We start from the raw sequence: 5,980 nt of genomic DNA, 5'->3' as shown, positions 1-5,980 counted from the left end.
GTTCAGATACCCCCTTGCCACGCCCGCACCGCCGACGTGGATCTCACCCGTCACGCCTTCCGGCACCGGCTGTCCCGACGCGTCCAGCACGTAGATCCGCGTGTTCGCGATCGGACGGCCGACCGGCGGAAGGTCGGGGCTCGTCTCGACATCTCTGCCCACGCACGACCAGTAGGTGACGACATGCGTCTCCGTCGGGCCATAGTGGTTGTGCAGCCTCCGCTCCGGATAAGCACCAATGAAGGTTCTCAAGGCGGATCCCATGCGCAATTGCTCACCAGCCGTAACGATGGTGCGCAGGCACGCGGGGTTCCTTCCGCATGCCAGACTCGCGTGGGCGAGCGCATCCAGGGCGACGAAGGGCAGGAAGATCCGCTCCACGCCATTCGCTTCGATGAAGTCGAGCAAGGCGGCGAAATCACTGCGTATTTCGTCGGGCACCAGCACCAGGCAGGCACCCGCGCTCAACGTCGTGAAGATTTCCTGGAACGCGACGTCAAAGCCGAGCGCCGCGAATTGCAGCGTGCTTTCGACCGCCGAAAGGCCGGACGCCGGCGTTCGATGCCACGCGCACAATGTCGACAGCGCACCGTGCGGCATGGCCACCGCCTTGGGCGCGCCGGTCGAACCGGAGGTGTAGAGCACGTAAGCGATGTCTTCGCCACCCACGTCGGTTCGGGGCGCATGTCGATGGCTTTCGCCAACGGAAGCGTCGACGCTCCCGTCGTCCATGAGCAGCCGCGGTACCTGCGCGGGAACCAGCGATGCCAGGTCATCTTGCGTGAGCACCACCGTGGGCGTGCAATCGCTCACCAGCTCGGCGATGCGTTCAGCCGGCCACGCCGGGTCGATCGGGACGTAGGCCGCGCCGGATTTGAGGCTGCCGATAAGGCCCGCGACGAAATCCATGCCGCGAGGCACGAGCAGCGCGACACGACTTCCCACGCCGACGCCGCGGTCGGCAAGGGCGCCCGCCACGCGGTCCGACCAGGCCCGCAGCGCGCCGTAGCTCACGGTTCGGCCATCCATGCGCAACGCCGCCGCGTCGGGGTGGGCGAGCGCAAGGGCTTCAAACGCGGCATGGACCGGTGCGACCACGTTCGGCAGCGACACTCCCTCGCCCAGGGCAACCAAGGCATCGCGCGCATCGTCATCGAGCACGCCTATCGAGGCCAGCGGCAGGTCGCCGCCCGCCTCCAGCGCAACCATCATGCGTTCGAGGACGATACGGAGATAGCCGAGGATACGCCCGGCACCGATACGTTCCGGGCATTGCACCTTGCAACTGAAATCCACGCCGTGATCGTCGATGGAACACGTGATCGGATAACTCGTGCGCTCATCCTCGACGAGCGCTTCCCACATCGGTGAACTGGCCACCTCCACGCTCAGTTCGCTATGACGATAATTCAGCAACGTCGTGAACAACGCCTGCCCGGCTTCTAGCGCGGTGCACTGCTGGACGTGGGCCAGGGAAGCCTGCTCGTGCGTAAGGAGCGCGGACAATTGCCTCTGCGTCTCGGCGACCGCTTCGACGAGACTGCACGTGCGCAACGACAGGCGCAGCGGCAAGGTATTGACGAACATACCCAGGGCGCGTCCGTGATCAAGTCCACCGAGGCGACCGGACAGCACCGTGCCAAACACCACGTCGGGGGTCGTGCCGCACGCGGCGAGCACGCGTGCCCAGGCGACGTGGAACAGAACCGCCGGGGATACGCCCAGATCGCGCGATGCGCCACGCAGGCGCTCGCTGTGCGTCCGGGTCAGGGCAAGGCGAGCTTCTTCCTGCGCCAACGCCGGATCGTCCGTGCCCTCGAACATGGACGTCGTCCAGTCCACGTCGCCCAATCGCTCCCGGAAGAACGCGGCCTGCGCTTCCAGATCGACGTTTTGGCACTGCGCGATGAAGCGTCGATAAGGCACCGGCGCGCCGAGCCGATCTTCCTCTCCTTCGAGAACCGCCCGGATTTCACGGATCGCCAACTCGAGCGTGATGTGGTCAATGGCGATATGGTGGTACACCAGCGAAAGCAGCCAGCGCCCGGTGGCGTCCGCCTGGGCGACGAAGGCCATCATGAGCGGCGCACGATCGAGCGCCAGACCCGGCGAGAGGGCTGCCCGCCGCAGCATGTCATCCACTGGGTCGGCACCTGCCAGCGGCGCCAGTTCGTGCACGTCCACGCGGGCCTCTCGAAGGACGACCTGCATCGGTTGCGGCAGGTCCTTCCAGCGCATGGTGCTTCGCAGGATGTCGTGGCGCGCCACGACTCGCTGCAAGGCCGAGAGGAACCGGTCCACGGCGTCGCGCGTATCGAAGGCCAGCAGGCTGCGCAACAGGTAGGCGTCGTCGTCGGGTTCGACCAGATGGTGGTAGAGAATGCCCTCCTGCAGCGGTGACAACGGATAGATGTCCTGGATGTTCTCCGCACCGCCGGGCACGGACTGCGAGATGTCGTCGATGTGCTCCTGGCCCAGTGCGGCAAGCGGGACCATCTCCGGGGTGATCCGGAGGGTGCCGGGAAGGACGCCGTGTTCCGCCTCGTCGTCCGGGGACTCCAGCGGCACGAGTCGCCGCGCCAGGTCGGCAAGCACCGGCGCGTCGAAGACGTCGCGGACGTCCAGCGTCATGCGGGCCTGGCGCAGGCGCTCGATCAACTCGATCACCAGCAGCGAGTGCCCGCCCAGTTCGAAGAAATGATCGTTGCGCCCTGCGCGTTCGAGCCGGAGCAGCGCTACCCAGATATCGGCCAGGGTCCGTTCCGGCGTGTCCCGGGGCGCCTCGTATCGCCCCGAGGCCATGGACGATGCTTCCATGGCCGGCAATGCCGCGAGGTCGACCTTGCCGTTGCCCGTCAAAGGCAACGCGGTCATGCGGACATAGGTGGACGGAATCATGTAATCCGGAAGATGTGCCGCGAGTTGTCCACGCAACGCATCGGCGGCGAAATCCGTGCCATCTTCCGCCAGCACGTACGCCACCAGGCGATCGTCGCGCAGGGCGACCACGGCTTCCGCGACGTTTCGGCAACCTCTCAGGCGATGCTCGATCTCCCCGAGCTCGATGCGAAAGCCACGCAACTTGACCTGGTGGTCGTTGCGACCGAGGAACTCGATCACACCCTCGGCCGTCAGGCGGCCCAGGTCGCCCGAGCGGAAGACGCGGCCGCCCACCGGTCCTTCGCATGCCAGGAATTTCTCCCGCGTCAGCGCCTCCCGGTTCGCGTAGCCGCGGCCTACTCCCGCGCCCATGATGTGGATCTCGCCGATCACCCCTTGCGGCACCGGTTGGCCGTGCTCGTCCACGATCGCGATGAGCGTATCCGCGATCGGCTGGCCGATCGGAACGCTCGACGCGCCCGGCGGTAGCGCCGTGGCGTCGTACGTGACGCAACCCACCGTCGTCTCCGTCGGCCCGTACTCGTTGACGATCCGCGTGCGCGGTGCCAGCCCGCGCCACAACGCCACCGTCGAGGCCGGCAGGCTCTCACCGCCCACCACCAGTACCTCGACCTCGCAGGACGCTCCCGCCGACTGCAACCGCCGCCCCAGGCTCAGCAGGTGCGCCGGCGAAATCTTCACCAGGCCACGCGCCCCGCCCCGCACGTGCGCCTCGAGCCCTTCCAGCTCCTGCCCGTCACGCAACAGGCAGGCGGTTCCTCCACTGATCAACGGAAGCCACAGGCTGGTGATCGTCGCGTCGAACACCAGCGGCGAGGACACCAACGCGTCGATCGGTGCATCTTCACCACCGTACTCATGCCGCGCCCACGCCAGGTAATGGCCCATCGAGCCGTGCTCGATCATCACCCCCTTCGGACTGCCCGTCGAACCGGAGGTATAGATCACGTAGGCCAGGCTGCGCTCGTCCAGCGACAGCACGGGATCGTCCTGCGCACGCTTCGCGATCGCCGCGCCATCGCCCTGCGCCTCGTCGACCACGATCACCCGCACCATCGCCAGCGCCGGCAACTCGTCCACGCACGAATCCACCGTCAGCACCGCGAACGGCTGACTGTCCTGCAGGATCAGCCCCAGGCGCCCCATCGGATGCTTCGGATCCAGCGGCACGTAGGCTGCCCCCGCCTTCAGCACCCCCAGCAACGCGACCACCATCTCCACGCCGCGCGGCATGAACACCGCCACGCGATCCTCCGGCCGGATGCCCGAGGCCAGCAGATGATGCGCCAACTGGTTGGCACGCCGGTTGAGCGTGTCGTAGTCGACCGACAGGCCTTCCATCCGCACCGCCACCGACGCCGGACGGCGGACCACCTGCGCCACGAACGCGCGGTGCACGAACGCCAGCGACGGTACGCCCGCCGCGTGCTTCCCGAAGCCCTCGCAGATCGACCCGCGTTCCCCGGGAGGCAGAATCGATATCCGCTCCACCGGTACCTCCGCGGACGCGCACATGCCTTCCAGGATGCGCTGCAGGTACGCGACGAATCGTATCGCCGTGGCCTGGTCGAACAGGTCCGTTCGATACGACAGGTTGCCTTCGACGACGTCGTCGCGATCCACCAGCGAGAGCATCATGTCGAATTGAGTGGTATGCGTGGGGAGGGCGATCGCTTCTACGTCGAGCCCCGGCAGGCGCGCTTCGTCTTGCGCGGATGCTTCCGCCCAGCTCATGAGCGTCTGGAAGACGGGCGTGTGGCCCATGCTCCGCCGCGGGTTCAGGGCTTCGACGACATGCTCGAAGGGCACCTCGGCATGCGCATAGGCTTCCATCAGCGCCTGGCGGACACGCCGCAGCAAGACGGATGTCCCCGGTCCGTCGCCCAGATCGACGCGCAAGGCGAGCGTGTTGGCAAAGAAGCCTATCAACGCCTCGGTTTCTTCCTGCCGGCGGTTGGCGAACGGTACGCCGGTTACGATGTCTTTTTGTCCGCTCAGGCGAGACATGAGCACCGACCACGCGCTCAGTAGCACCATGAACGGCGTGCCGTCGCAGCGCTGGGCCAGTGATCGCAGGTCGACCGTCAATGTTTCCGGCAAGCGCACGCGCACGGAAGCACCCGTGTAACGTTGCGTCGTGGGCCGCGGGCGGTCCGTCGGCAGGGCGAGCAGTTCCGGCGCGCCTCGAAGTGCCTCGACCCAGTACGCTTTCTGCCGCATGTAAGCCGGAGTGTCCTGCCAGGCCTTCTGGGCGACGGCGTAGTCGCCATACTGCACGCGCAACGGTTCCACCGCGGGTACGTCGGAGCCGAGCGCGATCGCGTAGTGATGCGCAAGCTCCTGGGCCAACAACCGGATCGACCACCGGTCTGAAATGATGTGGTGCTGTACCACCACCAGCACGTGCTCGTTGTCCCCGATGCGCAGAAGGCTAATGCGGATCAACGGGCCGCTGCCCAGGTCGAAGGCACGCTCCGACTCCTCGACGATCCACTCCATCATGGATCGCCCCGCCACATCATCCCACGCGTGACTCGCGACCATGACGCGCGCCGACGCATCGACCACCTGCCGCGGCTGACCCTCCACGCTGGGAAATCGCGTCCTGAGTATGTCGTGCCTTTGCGTCACGGCATCCAGCGCAGCCTGCAACGTCGCGATGTCCATTTCGCCACGCAGGCGAAAAGCCGCCGAAAGGTGATAGGCGGAGCTCGCCGTCGCGTCCAGGCGATCGAGAAACCACAGGCGCTGTTGCGCCGAGGTCAACGGCAGGGGAATGTGCCGCTGGGTGGGCGCGATGCGTGGCATATGCGCCTGCGAACATGTCCGCAAGCGCGCCACCATGTCCCGCAGAACAGGCCCTGCGAAGATGTCCGCTATCGGTAGTTCGACGTCGAATGCCCTCTGCATCCTCATGGAGAGCTTGATCACAAGCAATGAGTGTCCGCCCAGTTCGAAGAAATGATCGTGGCGACCCACCCGCTCCACGCCGAGCAGTTCCCCCCACAGCGCCGCGAGCCGTTCTTCCATCTCCCCTTGCGGCGGCTCGTAGCCGCGGCGCACCACGTCCCCACCCTCC

General features: G+C 66.5%; 1 protein-coding gene. It reads right to left on the bottom strand.

The window, feature by feature from the left end; genetic code table 11:
- On the bottom strand, positions 1-5,980 hold a 5,980-nt coding region (locus tag PI246_RS18305), incomplete at both ends, for a non-ribosomal peptide synthetase (RefSeq protein WP_320552766.1).

This window comes from Luteibacter sahnii (genome assembly GCF_034063545.1).
Taxonomy (GTDB): Bacteria; Pseudomonadota; Gammaproteobacteria; order Xanthomonadales; family Rhodanobacteraceae; genus Luteibacter; species Luteibacter sahnii.
This window is presented reverse-complemented; position numbering and strand designations above follow the sequence as displayed.